14 protein-coding genes are annotated in these 15,475 nt (G+C 53.9%); 10 read left to right on the top strand and 4 right to left on the bottom strand.

What is annotated here, in order from left to right; translation table 11 throughout:
* The first annotated feature begins 9 nt into the window (after positions 1-9).
* On the top strand, positions 10-654 hold the full coding sequence (gene pcp / locus HV037_RS16990) for a pyroglutamyl-peptidase I (protein ID WP_019076289.1): 645 nt from the start codon (positions 10-12) through the stop codon (positions 652-654).
* Positions 655-668: 14 nt separating this feature from the next.
* Positions 669-1,460: an endonuclease VIII gene (gene nei, locus HV037_RS16985; protein WP_047497737.1), complete on the top strand. Its 792-nt coding sequence runs from the start codon at positions 669-671 to the stop codon at positions 1,458-1,460.
* Here the strand turns inward: nei and HV037_RS16980 are convergent.
* Both HV037_RS16980 and HV037_RS16975 read right to left on the bottom strand, forming a co-directional pair.
* Positions 1,457-2,503 (bottom strand): AbrB family transcriptional regulator, encoded by a 1,047-nt coding sequence (locus tag HV037_RS16980; protein WP_016156000.1) that lies wholly within the window; start codon positions 2,501-2,503, stop codon positions 1,457-1,459. The genes nei and HV037_RS16980 overlap by 4 nt on opposite strands.
* Before the next feature lie 177 nt (positions 2,504-2,680).
* Entirely contained in the window at positions 2,681-3,964 is a 1,284-nt protein-coding gene (locus tag HV037_RS16975; RefSeq protein ID WP_016152281.1) for a citrate synthase, read from the bottom strand.
* A gap of 697 nt (positions 3,965-4,661) precedes the next feature.
* Between HV037_RS16975 and sdhC the strand changes: the two genes are divergently transcribed.
* From sdhC to sucD, 8 genes are all read left to right on the top strand, one after another.
* Positions 4,662-5,066: a succinate dehydrogenase cytochrome b556 subunit gene (gene sdhC / locus HV037_RS16970; protein WP_016152282.1), complete on the top strand. Its 405-nt coding sequence runs from the start codon at positions 4,662-4,664 to the stop codon at positions 5,064-5,066.
* On the top strand, positions 5,060-5,407 hold the full coding sequence (gene sdhD, locus HV037_RS16965; RefSeq protein WP_005122550.1) for a succinate dehydrogenase membrane anchor subunit: 348 nt from the start codon (positions 5,060-5,062) through the stop codon (positions 5,405-5,407). Before sdhC ends, sdhD begins: the two co-directional genes overlap by 7 nt.
* Positions 5,407-7,173, top strand: coding sequence for a succinate dehydrogenase flavoprotein subunit (gene sdhA / locus HV037_RS16960; protein ID WP_003022919.1), 1,767 nt, complete (start codon positions 5,407-5,409; stop codon positions 7,171-7,173). The genes sdhD and sdhA overlap by 1 nt, the downstream gene beginning before the upstream one ends.
* Positions 7,174-7,188: 15 nt before the next feature.
* Complete coding sequence (gene sdhB / locus HV037_RS16955) at positions 7,189-7,905, top strand: succinate dehydrogenase iron-sulfur subunit SdhB (RefSeq protein ID WP_003022921.1); 717 nt, start codon at positions 7,189-7,191, stop codon at positions 7,903-7,905.
* Positions 7,906-8,140: 235 nt separating this feature from the next.
* Entirely contained in the window at positions 8,141-10,942 is a 2,802-nt protein-coding gene (sucA, locus tag HV037_RS16950; RefSeq protein ID WP_016152283.1) for a 2-oxoglutarate dehydrogenase E1 component, read from the top strand.
* A 14-nt stretch (positions 10,943-10,956) separates the two neighbouring features.
* Positions 10,957-12,180, top strand: coding sequence for a 2-oxoglutarate dehydrogenase complex dihydrolipoyllysine-residue succinyltransferase (gene odhB, locus HV037_RS16945; protein ID WP_016156001.1), 1,224 nt, complete (start codon positions 10,957-10,959; stop codon positions 12,178-12,180).
* Positions 12,181-12,270: 90 nt separating this feature from the next.
* On the top strand, positions 12,271-13,437 hold the full coding sequence (sucC, locus tag HV037_RS16940) for an ADP-forming succinate--CoA ligase subunit beta (RefSeq protein WP_003022927.1): 1,167 nt from the start codon (positions 12,271-12,273) through the stop codon (positions 13,435-13,437).
* Positions 13,437-14,306, top strand: coding sequence for a succinate--CoA ligase subunit alpha (sucD, locus tag HV037_RS16935; protein ID WP_003022929.1), 870 nt, complete (start codon positions 13,437-13,439; stop codon positions 14,304-14,306). Before sucC ends, sucD begins: the two co-directional genes overlap by 1 nt.
* 95 nt (positions 14,307-14,401) lie before the next feature.
* On the opposite strand, the gene HV037_RS16930 is transcribed toward sucD, so the two are convergent.
* Both HV037_RS16930 and HV037_RS16925 read right to left on the bottom strand, forming a co-directional pair.
* Complete coding sequence (locus HV037_RS16930; RefSeq protein WP_103283634.1) at positions 14,402-15,055, bottom strand: aspartate/glutamate racemase family protein; 654 nt, start codon at positions 15,053-15,055, stop codon at positions 14,402-14,404.
* On the bottom strand, positions 15,052-15,471 hold the full coding sequence (locus tag HV037_RS16925) for a heme-binding protein (RefSeq protein ID WP_016152289.1): 420 nt from the start codon (positions 15,469-15,471) through the stop codon (positions 15,052-15,054). Before HV037_RS16925 ends, HV037_RS16930 begins: the two co-directional genes overlap by 4 nt.
* Positions 15,472-15,475: the final 4 nt, after the last annotated feature.

Genomic DNA, 15,475 nt, shown 5'->3' with positions numbered 1-15,475 from the left:
GGAGACAGGATGAAAACAGTACTCATCACGGGATTTGAACCCTTTGGCGGCGAGTCAGTTAACCCTTCCTGGGAAGTGGTCTCGGGCCTCGACAATGCTATCATCGGCGGATGCCGCGTCGTTGCCCGCCAACTGCCGTGCGTCTTTGGCGAGTCTCTTGCCGTACTCAATGGTGCGATTGACGCGCTGTCGCCATCACTGGTGCTGGCGGTGGGGCAGGCGGGTGGGCGCGCGGATGTCACCGTGGAGCGCGTGGCGATCAACGTTGACGATGCGCGTATTGCGGATAATCAGGGTCAACAGCCGGTAGATGTGCCGATTGTGGCCGATGGTCCGGCGGCGTGGTTTAGTTCGTTGCCGATCAAAGCGATGGTTGTTGCCATGCGCAACGCGGGAATTCCGGCTTCGGTTTCCCAGACCGCGGGCACTTTCGTGTGTAACCACGTGATGTATGGCCTGCTGCATAAACTACGTGACGTTCCGGCGGTAAAGGGAGGATTTATTCATATCCCTTATTTGCCGCAACAGGCTGCACAGCACCCCGGGGCGCCAAGTATGGCAGCGGACACAGTGCGCCGGGCGCTGGAAGTTGCGATTGCCACCGCGTTGCAGGTGGAGAGTGATATCGCAGTGACGGGCGGTGCAACACATTAAAAAAGGACAGTATTATGCCTGAAGGCCCGGAGATCCGCCGCGCGGCGGATAACCTGGAGGCGGCAGTCAAAGGCAAACCCCTGACCGATGTCTGGTTTGCCTTTGAGCAGCTAAAACCGTATCAATCTCAACTGATTGGGCAGAGTGTTACCCAGCTTGAAACGCGGGGTAAAGCATTGCTGACCCATTTTTCTAATGGATTGACGCTGTACAGCCACAATCAGCTCTATGGCGTGTGGCGAGTGGTGGATACCGGCAAAATACCGCAGACTTCGCGGGTTCTGCGTGTCAGGTTGCAAACACACGACAAAACTATTCTGCTCTATAGCGCCTCTGATATCGACATGCTGACGCCGGAACAGCTCGCTACCCACCCGTTCCTGCAACGGGTTGGGCCAGACGTCCTGGATTTACGTTTAACGCCCGATGACGTGAAAGCGCGTCTGTTATCCCCGCGTTTTCGCAATCGCCAGTTTTCTGGCCTGCTGTTGGACCAGGCGTTTCTGGCGGGATTAGGTAACTACCTGCGGGTAGAGATTCTCTGGCAGGTAGGGCTGACCGGGCAGCATAAAGCGTCGATGCTCGGAGATGAGCAGTTGGATGCGCTGGCGCATGCGCTGCTTGATATTCCTCGTTTGTCCTATAACACCCGCGGGCTGGTGGATGAGAACAAACATCACGGCGCGCTGTTTCGCTTTAAGGTCTTTCACCGGGATGGTGAAGCCTGTGAGCGCTGTGGCGGAATCATCGAAAAAACGACGCTCTCTTCACGACCCTTTTACTGGTGTCCGGGATGTCAGCACTAAGCGGGATGCTTTGGCGCGTGTAGCGAAATAAACCGCGCCACCGCCGGGCCAGTCAATAAAATACTGAATAGCCGCAGGGTTTGCATCGCCATGATCAGCGCCATATCGGCGTGACTCCCTGCGGCAATCACCGCAACAGAATCCACGCCGCCTGGACTGGTCGCCAGATAGGCGGTAAGAAAATCTATCTGCATGTAATGCGCCAGTCCCCAGGCCATAGCGGCGCAGATCGCCATCAGTGAAAAAATGGACAAGAGGATTTGCGGTAAGGGGCGCAACGCCATTAAAAAGATCTGCTTGTCAAAGCCCAGACCGATTTGCCAGCCGATGGCCATATAGGCAATCGCCAGCAACCATTCCGGCAGTTCGATCACCATCACGCCACCAGCATTCAGCAATGCGCCTGCCAGCATCGGTAGCAACATGACGCCAGAGGGGATACGCAATAGACGCCCGGCCGTACCGGCAACGGCGGCCAGCGCCAGGGTACTGAACAGATTGCTGCTCAGCGGCGGAAACCAGACGATTTGCTCACTGACCGTTTGGGCCTGGTCGCCCATCATCACTCGGGTGACCAGTGCCGCCGCACCAACCACCAACAGTACGCGCAGATACTGCATAAACGCCACCAGCCGGATGTCGGCACCATATTCCTGCGCCATCGCCACCATTGCCGCCGCACCGCCAGGTGACGAGCCCCATGCACCGGTGTTTCCCGGTAGGTTACTGTAGCGAACCAGCAGCCAGCCGATTACCGCGCTGCTGATAAGGGTCGCCAGCAGGATGATAATCACCATCGGCCAGTGGGCCGTAAGGGTCGTTAAGATTGAGCCCGTCAGGTTTTGGGCAATCATGCAGCCGAGAATCGCCTGCGCGCCAAGAAATGTGCAGCGGGGAGGGTGCAGTGAGATGCCGCGCATACTGAATATGATGCCGACGATCATCGAACCGAGCAGCAGCGGTCCTGGAAGGTGTATAAACAAAAAGAACAGGGAAAGAAGGAGCGATAGCAGAAACAACAGGCTCCACTGCAAAACAGGCATCCCATGCTCCTGAGTGAAATGACGGAAATCTCAGTAAATCATAGAGAAAGCATGATGAGAATAAAATAATATGCATCAAAAAAAAAAACAGGTCGGATTCTGGCTTCAATGCCTTGTCCGACCCAGGAGAATTAATGGCTGTAAGCCGGACAGGCGCTGGCGCCATCCGGCAGACAATTAACGCTTAATATCAGACTTAAAATCGCGCTTATCGTAGCCGGTGTACAGCTGACGCGGACGAGCGATTTTCATGCCGTCGGTGTGCATTTCGTTCCAGTGTGCAATCCAGCCCACGGTACGCGCCATGGCGAAGATAACGGTAAACATGGAGGACGGAATACCCATCGCCTTCAGGATGATGCCGGAGTAGAAATCTACGTTCGGGTAGAGTTTCTTCTCGATGAAGTACGGGTCGTTGAGCGCAATGTGTTCAAGTTCCATCGCCACTTCCAGCAGATCATCTTTGGTGCCCAGTTCTTTCAGTACTTCATGGCAGGTTTCACGCATGACGGTGGCGCGCGGGTCATAGTTTTTATAAACACGGTGACCAAAGCCCATCAGGCGGAAGGAATCATTCTTGTCTTTCGCGCGGCGAACAAATTCCGGAATGTGTTTAACAGAGCTGATTTCTTCCAGCATTTTCAGAGCAGCTTCGTTTGCGCCGCCGTGTGCTGGTCCCCACAGGGAAGCAATACCGGCCGCGATGCAGGCAAACGGGTTAGCGCCAGAAGAACCGGCGGTACGAACGGTAGAGGTTGAGGCGTTCTGTTCGTGGTCAGCGTGCAGGATCAAGATACGGTCCATTGCGCGTTCCAGAATCGGATTCACTTCGTATTTTTCGCACGGCGTGGAGAACATCATGTTCAGGAAGTTACCGGCGTAGGAGAGGTCATTACGCGGGTACACGAACGGCTGTCCGATGGAATATTTGTAGCACATCGCTGCCATGGTCGGCATTTTGGACAGCAGACGGAAGGCGGCGATTTCACGGTGACGCGGATTATTCACATCCAGCGAGTCGTGGTAGAACGCAGCCAGCGCCCCGGTAACACCACACATAACGGCCATCGGGTGAGAGTCGCGGCGGAAACCGTGGAACAGGCGGGTGATCTGTTCGTGGATCATGGTATGGCGAGTGACTGTGGTTTTGAACTCGTCGTACTCCTCCTGCGTCGGTTTTTCACCGTACAGCAGGATATAACACACTTCCAGATAGTTCGACTCGGTCGCCAACTGATCAATCGGGAAGCCGCGATGCAGCAAAATACCTTCGTCACCGTCGATGAAAGTAATTTTGGATTCGCAGGATGCGGTAGAGGTGAAACCTGGGTCAAAAGTAAACATCCCTTTTGAGCCAAGACTACGAATATCAATAACATCTTGACCGAGCGTACCTTTCAGCACATCCAGTTCAATAGCAGAGTCACCATTTAGAGTGATTTTTGCTTTAGTATCAGCCATTTACGGTCTCCTTAGCGCCTTATTGCTTAAGACTGCTGGAACTCACATTTGCCTTCGTACATCAATGAACCGTTACCAGTTTGTTATTTGGCTCGCCGCTCTGCGAAAGAGGGGATAACCTGGGTACAGAGCTATGGGCGCTTGCAGGTAAAACGGTCTTTTCATGGCGAATAAACTGCAAATCAAGAACTTAGCAATCCGAATTATTAAACCTGTCTATCACTAATAACTGTCCTGACTGTATTGGTCAATACTTCCACACTGTTACATAACTAAATGTCCGGTGAAAGAGTGACCCCATAACTTTTACGCATTATATGCTTTTTCTGGTGTCGTTTGTAACAACTTTGTTTAATGATTGTCAAATTAGATGGTTAAAAATTAAAATAATGTTGTTATCGTGACCTATGTCACTGTTCGGGATAAAACCCGACAAACTATATGTAGGTTAATTGTAATGATTTTGTGAACGTCCTATACTGCCGCCAGGTCTCCGGAATACCCTGCAATCCCGAGCCAACCAGCGTTGTAACGTGTCGTTTTAGCATCTGGAAGCAGTGTTTTATATGACGCGTAGTTATAGTAAGGACGCTGTCTGACCCGCACGCAGACCGGAGGAAGGAAATCCCATCGTCTTTCAGGCTACAGGTGTCTTCATCTTCTGTACCCGAAGTCCAAAGGGAATAATAAGAACAGCATGTGGGCGTTATTCATGATAAGAAATGTGAAAAAACAAAGACCTGTCAATCTGGATCTACAAACGATCCGGTTCCCAATCACGGCGATAGCGTCCATTCTCCATCGCGTATCCGGAGTGATCACCTTCGTGGCGGTCGGGATTCTGTTGTGGTTATTGGGTACCAGCCTTTCCTCCCCTGAAGGTTTCCTCGCGGCGTCATCCATTATGAATAACTTCTTTGTGGAGTTAATTCTGTGGGGGATCCTGATTGCGCTGGCATATCACGCCGTAATGGGCATTCGCCATCTGTTGATGGATTTTGGCTATATCGAAGAAACCCTCGAAGCAGGGACACGTTCCGCCAAAATTTGTTTCGTTATCATTGTCGTGCTTTCACTTCTCGCAGGAGTCCTCGTATGGTAAGCAACGCCTCCGCATTAGGACGCAACGGCGTACATGACTTCATTCTGGTCCGTGCTACCGCTATCGTTCTGACGTTATACATCATCTATATGGTCGGCTTCTTCGCCACCAGCGGCGAACTGACGTTTGAAGTCTGGACCGGTTTCTTCTCATCGGCATTCACCAAAGTCTTCACCCTGCTGGCTCTTTTCTCCATCTTGATTCATGCCTGGATCGGCATGTGGCAGGTGTTGACCGACTACGTTAAACCGCTGGCCGTGCGCCTGATTCTGCAACTGGCTATCGTCGTTGCGCTGGTGGTTTACGTCATTTATGGATTTGTTGTGGTGTGGGGTGTGTAATGAAACTGCCAGTCAGAGAATTTGATGCTGTTGTGATTGGTGCCGGCGGCGCAGGTATGCGCGCGGCGCTGCAAATTTCCCAGAGCGGTCAGACCTGTGCGCTGCTCTCCAAAGTGTTCCCAACCCGTTCCCATACCGTATCTGCGCAAGGTGGCATCACCGTTGCGCTCGGTAATACCCATGAAGATAACTGGGAATGGCACATGTACGACACCGTCAAAGGGTCGGACTACATTGGTGACCAGGACGCTATTGAATATATGTGTAAAACCGGTCCGGAAGCGATTCTGGAGCTGGACCACATGGGGCTGCCGTTCTCTCGCCTCGATAATGGCACAATTTATCAACGTCCGTTTGGCGGCCAGTCGAAGAATTTCGGCGGCGAGCAGGCGGCACGTACCGCGGCAGCGGCAGACCGTACCGGCCATGCGCTGTTGCACACGCTGTATCAGCAGAACCTGAAAAACCATACCACCATCTTCTCCGAGTGGTACGCGCTGGATCTGGTGAAAAATGCCGATGGCGCGATTGTTGGTTGTACCGCGCTGTGTATCGAAACCGGTGAAGTCGTTTACTTCAAAGCCCGCGCAACCGTGCTGGCGACCGGCGGTGCTGGCCGTATTTATCAGTCCACCACCAACGCCCACATCAACACCGGTGACGGCGTCGGTATGGCTATCCGCGCTGGCGTGCCGGTGCAGGATATGGAGATGTGGCAGTTCCACCCAACCGGTATCGCTGGCGCGGGTGTTTTGGTAACAGAAGGCTGTCGTGGTGAAGGTGGCTACCTGCTGAACAAACACGGTGAGCGCTTCATGGAGCGTTATGCCCCGAATGCGAAAGACCTGGCGGGTCGTGACGTGGTGGCGCGTTCCATCATGATCGAAATCCGCGAAGGTCGCGGCTGCGACGGTCCGTGGGGGCCGCACGCCAAACTGAAACTCGACCACCTGGGTAAAGAAGTGCTGGAGTCCCGTCTGCCGGGTATTCTCGAACTGTCCCGTACCTTTGCTCACGTTGACCCGGTGAAAGAGCCAATCCCGGTTATCCCAACCTGCCACTATATGATGGGCGGTATTCCGACCAAAGTCACCGGCCAGGCGCTGACCGTGAATGAGCAGGGCGAAGATGTGGTGATCCCAGGGCTGTTTGCCGTCGGTGAAATCGCCTGCGTATCGGTTCACGGTGCTAACCGTTTGGGCGGCAACTCACTGCTTGACCTGGTGGTATTTGGTCGTGCTGTGGGTCTGCATCTGCAGGAATCTATCGCAGAGCAGGGTGACCTGCTGGATGCAACCGAAGATGAAATCGACGCTTCTCTGGCGCGTCTGAATCGCTGGAACGGTAACCGTAACGGTGAAGATCCGGTGGCAATTCGTAAAGCGCTGCAAGAATGTATGCAGCATAACTTCTCGGTATTCCGCGAAGGCGATGCGATGGCGAAGGGTCTGGAAGAACTGAAAGCGATTCGCGAACGCCTGAAAAATGCCCGTCTGGACGATACCTCCAGCGAGTTCAACACCCAGCGCGTTGAGTGTCTGGAGCTGGATAACCTGATGGAGACCGCGTACGCCACTGCAGTATCTGCAAACTTCCGTACCGAAAGCCGTGGCGCGCATAGCCGCTTCGACTTCCCGGAACGTGATGACGAAAACTGGCTGTGCCATTCCCTGTACCTGCCAGAGTCGGAATCCATGACGCGACGTCAAGTCAATATGGAACCGAAGCTGCGCCCGGCATTCCCGCCGAAGATTCGTACTTATTAATGCGGAGACAGGACAATGAAACTCGAGTTTTCAGTTTATCGCTATAACCCGGATGTTGATGACGCTCCGCGCATGCAGGATTACACCCTGGAGGCGGAAGAAGGGCGCGACATGATGCTGCTGGATGCGTTGATGCAGCTGAAAGAAAAAGATCCGTCGCTGTCGTTTCGTCGCTCCTGCCGTGAAGGAGTCTGCGGCTCCGACGGTCTGAACATGAACGGCAAAAATGGACTGGCCTGTATCACACCTATTTCTGCGCTGAATCAGCCGGGCAAGAAAATTGTCATTCGCCCGCTGCCAGGTTTACCGGTTGTGCGCGATTTGGTGGTAGACATGGGACAATTCTACGCACAGTATGAGAAGATTAAGCCTTACTTGTTGAATAATGGGAAAAATCCTCCGGCTCGTGAGCATTTACAAATGCCAGAGCAGCGTGAGAAGCTCGATGGGCTGTATGAATGTATTTTGTGTGCATGCTGCTCAACGTCCTGCCCATCATTCTGGTGGAACCCGGACAAGTTTATTGGCCCGGCAGGCCTGTTGGCCGCGTATCGCTTCTTAATTGATAGCCGCGATACCGAGACCGACAGCCGTCTGGAAGGTTTAAGTGACGCTTTCAGCGTTTTCCGCTGTCATAGCATCATGAACTGCGTCAGCGTATGTCCTAAAGGGCTGAACCCGACGCGCGCCATCGGTCATATTAAGTCGATGCTGCTCAAACGTAGTGCATAAGTAGTTGTAGTTGCCGGGGAAGAGATTCCCCGGCCGTGCAGGGAAACCTCTAAAAACTGCCACATTGATAGCAATAATCGCAGCCTGAACGACGACGATTATTAGACAGTTTTTAAAGGTTCCTTAGCGGACGCAGATGACACGACAGTCCGCAACAAGTGAACCCCGGCACGCACATCGGTGTGCGTGGTAGTATCCACGGCGAAATAAGCATACAAATGCTTAAGGGATCACGATGCAGAACAGCGCTTTGAAAGCCTGGTTGGACTCTTCTTACCTCTCTGGTTCTAACCAGAGCTGGATAGAACAGCTCTATGAAGACTTCTTAACCGACCCTGACTCGGTAGATGCTAACTGGCGTTCGACGTTCCAGCAGTTACCTGGTACCGGAGTCAAACCGGATCAACTCCACTCAAAAACACGTGATTATTTCCGTCGACAGGCGTTGATTACCCCACGTTACTCTTCTTCTATTTCCGACCCTGATGCCAATGTGAAGCAGGTTAAAGTCCTGCAGCTCATTAACGCCTATCGTTTCCGCGGTCATCAGCATGCGAATCTCGATCCGCTGGGACTGTGGCAGCAAGAAAATGTGGCCGATCTGGATCCCTCCTTCCACGATCTGACCGATGCGGATTTCCAGGAAAGCTTTAACGTGGGTTCTTTTGCCGGTGGCAAAGACACGATGAAGCTGAGCGACCTGGTTGTCGCGCTGAAACAAACCTACTGCGGCCCGATTGGCGCCGAGTATATGCACATCACCAGCACCGAAGAAAAACGCTGGCTTCAGCAGCGTATCGAGTCTGGTCGTACTGCGTTCAGTAGTGAAGAGAAGAAACGCTTCCTCAGCGAACTGACTGCAGCGGAAGGTCTGGAACGCTACCTGGGCGCGAAATTCCCGGGCGCGAAACGCTTCTCGCTGGAAGGCGGTGATGCGTTAATCCCAATGCTCAAAGAGATGATCCGCCACGCCGGTAACAGCGGTACCCGTGAAGTGGTACTGGGTATGGCGCACCGTGGTCGTCTGAACGTCCTGGTTAACGTGCTGGGTAAAAAGCCGCAGGATCTATTCGACGAATTTGCGGGCAAACATAAAGAACACCTCGGTACCGGTGACGTGAAGTACCACATGGGCTTCTCATCGGATATCGAAACCGAAGGCGGTCTGGTGCATCTGGCGCTGGCGTTTAACCCGTCGCACCTGGAAATCGTTAGCCCGGTGGTTATCGGTTCCGTACGTGCACGCTTGGATCGTCTGGACGAGCCGAGCAGCAATAAAGTGCTGCCAATCACTATTCATGGTGATGCGGCAGTAACCGGGCAAGGCGTGGTTCAGGAAACCCTGAACATGTCGAAAGCGCGTGGTTACGAAGTGGGCGGTACCGTTCGCATCGTTATCAACAACCAGGTGGGCTTCACCACCTCTAACCCGCTAGATGCACGTTCTACACCGTACTGCACCGACATCGGTAAGATGGTTCAGGCGCCGATTTTCCACGTGAACGCGGATGACCCGGAAGCGGTCGCTTTCGTAACGCGTCTGGCACTGGATTTCCGTAATACCTTTAAACGCGATGTCTTCATCGATCTGGTGTGCTACCGCCGTCACGGCCACAACGAAGCCGACGAGCCAAGCGCAACCCAGCCGCTGATGTATCAGAAAATCAAAAAGCATCCGACCCCGCGCAAAATCTACGCTGACAAGCTGGAAGCGGACAACGTCGCTACGCTGGAAGATGCGACCGAAATGGTCAATCTGTATCGTGACGCGCTGGACGCAGGCGAATGCGTGGTGAAAGAGTGGCGTCCAATGAATATGCACTCCTTCACCTGGTCTCCGTACCTCAACCACGAATGGGATGAAAACTACCCGAACAAAGTTGAGATGAAGCGTCTGCAGGAGCTGGCAAAACGCATCAGCACCGTGCCTGAAGCGGTGGAAATGCAGTCGCGTGTTGCCAAAATTTACGGCGACCGTCAGGCCATGGCCGCAGGCGAGAAGCTGTTCGACTGGGGTGGCGCAGAGAATCTGGCTTACGCCACGCTGGTTGATGAAGGTATTCCGGTACGTCTGTCGGGTGAAGACTCTGGCCGTGGAACCTTCTTCCACCGTCATGCGGTTATTCATAACCAGGCGAATGGTTCAACGTACACTCCGCTGCAGCATGTGCATAACGGGCAGGGCACGTTCCGCGTATGGGACTCCGTGCTGTCTGAAGAAGCGGTGCTGGCATTCGAATACGGTTATGCCACGGCAGAACCGCGCACTCTGACTATCTGGGAAGCGCAGTTCGGTGACTTCGCCAACGGTGCGCAGGTGGTTATCGACCAGTTCATCTCTTCCGGCGAGCAGAAATGGGGCCGTATGTGCGGTCTGGTTATGCTGCTGCCACACGGCTATGAAGGTCAGGGTCCGGAGCACTCTTCCGCGCGTCTGGAACGTTATCTGCAACTTTGCGCTGAGCAAAACATGCAGGTTTGCGTCCCGTCTACCCCGGCACAGGTTTACCACATGCTGCGTCGTCAGGCGCTGCGCGGAATGCGTCGTCCGCTGGTAGTGATGTCACCGAAGTCGCTGCTGCGTCATCCGCTGGCGGTGTCCACGCTGGACGAACTGGCAAATGGCACCTTCCTGCCAGCCATTGGCGAAGTAGATGAACTTGATCCTAAAGGCGTGAAGCGTGTCGTGATGTGTTCTGGTAAGGTTTATTACGACCTGCTGGAGCAACGCCGCAAGAACGACCAAAAAGATGTCGCCATTGTGCGTATCGAACAGCTCTATCCGTTCCCGCATAAAGCGGTGCAGGAAGCGCTGAAACCGTTTGCTCATGTACATGATTTTGTCTGGTGCCAGGAAGAGCCGCTCAACCAGGGCGCATGGTACTGCAGCCAGCATCATTTCCGTGAAGTAATTCCATTTGGGTCAGCTCTGCGTTATGCAGGTCGCCCGGCCTCTGCCTCTCCGGCAGTAGGATATATGTCCGTTCACCAGAAGCAGCAACAAGATCTGGTTAATGACGCGCTGAACGTCGATTAAATAAAGGATAAATAATGAGTAGCGTAGATATTCTTGTTCCCGACCTGCCTGAATCCGTAGCGGATGCAACGGTTGCAACCTGGCACAAAAAACCGGGCGATGCAGTACGTCGTGATGAAGTACTGGTAGAAATCGAAACTGACAAAGTGGTACTGGAAGTACCGGCATCAGCGGACGGTATTCTTGATGCGGTTCTGGAAGATGAAGGGACAACCGTCACTTCTCGCCAGATCCTCGGTCGCCTGCGTGAAGGCAACAGCTCTGGCAAAGAGACCAGCGCCAAGTCTGAAGAGAAAGATTCTACTCCGGCACAACGCCAGCAGGCGTCTCTTGCTGAACAGAACAACGATGCCCTGAGCCCGGCGATCCGTCGCCTGCTGGGTGAGCATAACCTCGAAGCCAGCGCCATCAATGGCACCGGCGTCGGTGGTCGTATCACGCGTGAAGATGTTGAAAAGCATCTGGCCAAAGCACCGGCTGCGAAAGCAGAAGCCAAAGCGCCGGCCGCCGCGCCTGCGCCACAGGCTCAGTTGGGCGCTCGTGGCGAAAAACGTGTTCCGATGACCCGTCTACGCAAACGCGTAGCTGAGCGTCTGCTGGAAGCGAAAAACTCCACCGCCATGCTGACCACGTTCAACGAAGTCAACATGAAGCCAATCATGGATCTGCGTAAGCAGTACGGTGACGCGTTCGAGAAACGTCACGGTATCCGTCTGGGCTTTATGTCTTTCTACGTGAAAGCGGTTGTTGAAGCGCTGAAACGCTATCCGGAAGTGAACGCGTCCATCGACGGTGATGACGTGGTTTACCACAACTACTTTGATGTCAGCATGGCGGTCTCCACGCCGCGTGGCCTGGTCACGCCGGTCCTGCGTGATGTGGATCTGCTGGGTATGGCTGACATCGAGAAAAATATTAAAGAGCTGGCAGTTAAAGGTCGCGACGGCAAGCTGACGGTCGACGATCTGACGGGCGGTAACTTCACCATCACTAACGGTGGCGTGTTCGGTTCCCTGATGTCTACCCCGATCATCAACCCACCGCAGAGCGCCATCCTGGGTATGCATGCCATCAAAGATCGTCCGATGGCCGTAGACGGCAAGGTTGAAATCCTGCCGATGATGTATCTGGCGCTGTCTTATGACCACCGTTTGATCGATGGTCGTGAGTCAGTAGGCTTCCTGGTAACCATTAAAGAGTTGCTGGAAGATCCGACGCGTCTGCTGCTGGACGTGTAGTAAATAAGAGTATCACCTGCCCCGTAGGTCTGGAGGCTTATCAGGCCTACGGGTAAAAGATAACGATTACCTGAAGGATGGACAGAACACATGAACTTACATGAATATCAGGCAAAACAACTTTTTGCCCGCTATGGCTTACCGGCACCGGTGGGTTATGCCTGTACTACTCCGCGTGAAGCTGAAGAAGCTGCATCTAAAATCGGCGCAGGCCCGTGGGTAGTGAAATGTCAGGTTCACGCTGGTGGCCGTGGTAAAGCGGGCGGTGTGAAGGTTGTGAACAGCAAAGAAGACATTCGCGCTTTTGCTGAACACTGGCTGGGTAAACGTCTGGTCACTTACCAGACAGACGCCCATGGTCAACCGGTAAATCAGATTCTGGTTGAAGCAGCGACCGACATTGGTAAAGAACTTTACCTCGGCGCAGTTGTTGACCGTAGTTCCCGTCGCGTGGTCTTCATGGCCTCTACCGAAGGCGGCGTGGAAATTGAAAAAGTGGCTGAAGAAACGCCGCACCTGATCCACAAAGTAGCGCTCGATCCGCTGGCCGGTCCGATGCCTTATCAGGGTCGTGAACTGGCGTTCAAACTGGGTCTGGAAGGTAAACAGGTTCAGCAGTTCACCAAGATCTTCATGGGTCTGGCGACTATCTTCCTTGAGCGCGATCTGGCGCTGATCGAAATCAACCCGCTGGTGGTGACCAAGCAGGGTGATCTGATCTGCCTCGACGGCAAACTGGGCGCTGACGGCAACGCGCTGTTCCGCCAGGCTGACCTGCGTGAAATGCGCGATCAGTCTCAGGAAGATCCGCGTGAAGCACAGGCTGCACAGTGGGAACTGAACTACGTCGCTCTGGACGGCAACATCGGTTGTATGGTTAACGGCGCGGGCCTGGCAATGGGCACCATGGACATCGTTAAACTGCACGGCGGCGAACCGGCTAACTTCCTTGACGTTGGCGGCGGTGCGACCAAAGAGCGTGTAACCGAAGCGTTCAAAATTATCCTCTCTGACGACAATGTTAAAGCCGTACTGGTTAACATCTTCGGCGGTATCGTACGCTGCGACCTGATCGCGGACGGTATCATCGGCGCGGTAGCAGAAGTGGGCGTTAACGTTCCGGTCGTGGTACGTCTTGAAGGTAACAACGCTGAACTCGGCGCGAAAAAATTGGCTGATAGCGGCCTGAATATTATTGCAGCGAAAAGTCTGACGGATGCAGCTCAGCAGGTTGTTGCCGCAGTGGAGGGGAAATAATGTCAGTTTTAATTAATAAAGATACCAAGGTTATCTGCCAGGGCTTCACCGGTAGCCAGGGGACATTCCACTCTGAACAAGCGATTGCTTACGGTACGCAAATGGTCGGCGGTGTTACGCCGGGCAAAGGCGGCACCACGCATCTGGGTCTGCCGGTGTTCAACACCGTACGTGAAGCAGTAGAAGCGACCGGCGCAACCGCCACCGTTATCTACGTTCCGGCTCCGTTCTGCAAAGACTCCATCCTGGAAGCTATCGATGCAGGCATCAAGCTTATCATCACCATCACCGAAGGTATCCCAACGCTGGATATGCTGACTGTGAAAGTGAAGCTGGATGAAGCTGGCGTACGCATGATTGGCCCGAACTGCCCAGGTGTTATCACCCCTGGCGAATGTAAAATCGGCATCATGCCGGGTCATATTCACAAGCCTGGTAAAGTCGGTATCGTTTCTCGTTCTGGTACGCTGACCTATGAAGCGGTTAAGCAGACCACCGACTACGGTTTTGGTCAGTCTACCTGTGTGGGTATCGGCGGCGACCCGATCCCTGGCTCTAACTTCATCGATATCCTGAAGCTGTTCCAGGAAGATCCGCAGACCGAAGCGATCGTCATGATCGGTGAGATCGGCGGTAGCGCGGAAGAAGAAGCGGCGGCGTACATTAAAGATCATGTGACCAAGCCGGTTGTGGGTTACATCGCGGGTGTGACTGCGCCGAAAGGTAAACGTATGGGTCATGCTGGTGCGATCATCGCAGGTGGTAAAGGTACGGCGGATGAGAAATTCGCTGCGCTGGAAGCCGCTGGCGTGAAAACCGTTCGTAGCCTGGCCGATATCGGCGAAGCGCTGAAAACAGTGATTAAGTAAGAAAAAAAACAGCCCTGACTCTCTGCATAGTCAAGGGCTGGTCCCGTTTCGACATGGTTGGCCATCTGATGATGGCCTTTTTTTTGGCCTGTAATTCAGCTTTCAGCCAGTGTTTTCAACCAGCGAATTCCGCTTTCCGGCGAGGTCATTACCGGCACCGGCGGGGAAGGGAGCTGCTGTAAAACGCGCGCCATCGAGGCCTTCGCCAGCATCACAACATCTGCCTGGGTAAAGGCGCTCTGTAACCCTTCACTGACGATACGGTCATGAGTATCCATGTCTCCCGCCAGCAGCGCGTGGAATGCCTCCTCCATTAATATAGGCGTGATGGTTCGCGATTTACCGCTCTGCTGCACTTTGCGCTGTACGTAATCCAGCGTTGGCTTCAGCGTGGTTGCCACGGTCGCCAGTACGGCGATCCGCTCACCTTTTTCAATCGCCTCTTCCACCATTGCACAATCAATGCGCGCGAGCTGCAGTGGGGTCATAAACTGGCATTGCTCCACCGCAGTACCAATTGAGGAGCAGGCGGTAATAAAGATATCGCAGTCCGCCTTTTCGGCAATATGTACATAATCGGCGATGCGGGCGGCAATATTGGGCGTCACGCCCTGGGCCTTCATTACCTGCTTGATCATGGATTCTTCCACCAGGTGCATGACTTCAACATCCGGCATGATGTCGGTAATCAGTTGTTGCATCATCGTAAGCGTGGCGGCACTGGTATGCAGCATGGCGACCTTTTTCATTGGGCAATCTCCTTAAGTAACGTTTCCGCGACGGCCAGCGCCGCATCATGATCTTCCTGCGCGGATAAACCGCCTACCGCGACGGCCCCAAGGCATTTTCCTTGGTGCAGAATCGGGATCCCTCCCGGCAGCGCCGTAAACAGCGGGTCGGCAAAATAACCAATATCCAGTTGCTCTTTCTGCAGTCGCTGTAAAAATGCCTGCGTGGTACAGCCCAGGCGGCTACTGGTGCGTGCTTTGCGCTGGGTTAACTCGATGGTTAACAGTTTGGCGTTATCCATCCGCGCAAAGCTGAGTAGTTCGCCATTGGCATCGCATACGGCCACGCTTAACGGGCGTTTTGCGTAACATGTTTCGGCAAGGTCGAGCGCAGAGGCCACGGCGCGCAGGGCATGCCCCAGAGTGAGAGTTGTCATCGTG

Origin of the sequence: Citrobacter sp. RHBSTW-00017 (assembly GCF_013797615.1) — a bacterium.
GTDB classification, from domain to species: Bacteria; Pseudomonadota; Gammaproteobacteria; order Enterobacterales; family Enterobacteriaceae; genus Citrobacter; species Citrobacter braakii.
This window is presented reverse-complemented; position numbering and strand designations above follow the sequence as displayed.